This window comes from Neisseria sp. P0021.S007 (assembly GCF_051956855.1).
In genome coordinates this window covers 1-770 of sequence record NZ_JBQCXA010000383.1, presented here as the reverse complement: position 1 = coordinate 770, position 770 = coordinate 1, and the positions used below count along the sequence as shown (strand labels likewise).

Sequence of the window (770 nt, the reverse complement as noted above, 5' to 3'; positions counted from 1 at the left end):
GTTGAGGGCGGTCATGGGTTCTTGAAACACCATGCCGATTTCGCGGCCGCGCAGTTTTTGCAGGGCGCGTTCGGGCTGGGTCAGCAGATTGGTTCCGCAATATTTCAGACTGCCTTCAAAGGTAACCATTGGATTAAGGCGCATAATGCCTTGCGACAATACGGTTTTGCCGCTGCCGCTCTCGCCGACCAATGCCAGTTTGCGGCCAGGTTGCAGGGTAAGGTTGATATCGTACAAAACTTGTTTGCTCGGAAAGGAGCCGTTTAGGTTTTCGATTTCGAGTATAGGTGTAGTCATGGTCGTGGCCGTCTGAAAAGTTTGTTGATGACAGGTTTTCAGACGGCCTGCATGAATCAAGGGGCCGTCTGAAACAGAGGTTTAGTCTTGAAACTGTTCTTTGAGTTTGCGTTTTAACACTTTGCCGGTGGCATTGCGCGGCAGCTCGTCTTGGAAGATGACTTGTTTTGGGATTTTAAAGTTTGCCAACAGGCCGCGCAGGTGGCTGCGGACTTCGGCTTCTTCCAGCTTCATGCCTTCTTTGAGTTGGATAAAGGCAATGATTTCTTCATCGGCGTATTGGTCCCTCACGCCGATTACAGCAGTGGCTTCCACAGCTTCGAGTTTGTAAATGGCTTCTTCGATTTCACGCGGATAGACGTTTTGGCCTTTGGAGATAATCAGGTCTTTTTTGCGGTCAACGATGAAGATGAAGCCGTCTTCGTCTATGGTGACGAAGTCTCCGGTTTTCAGCCAACCGTTGACAATGGTTT

The 770-nt window shown here is 49.7% G+C and carries 2 protein-coding genes; both read right to left on the bottom strand.

Features of this window, described 5'->3' with window-relative positions; all coding sequences use genetic code 11:
* Positions 1–297 (bottom strand): ATP-binding cassette domain-containing protein (locus ACTHUR_RS13505; protein ID WP_440399042.1); only part of this gene is annotated, 297 nt, incomplete at its 3' end.
* Positions 298–378: 81 nt separating this feature from the next.
* On the bottom strand, positions 379–770 hold a 392-nt coding region (locus ACTHUR_RS13500), incomplete at its 5' end, for an AMP-binding enzyme (protein WP_440399040.1).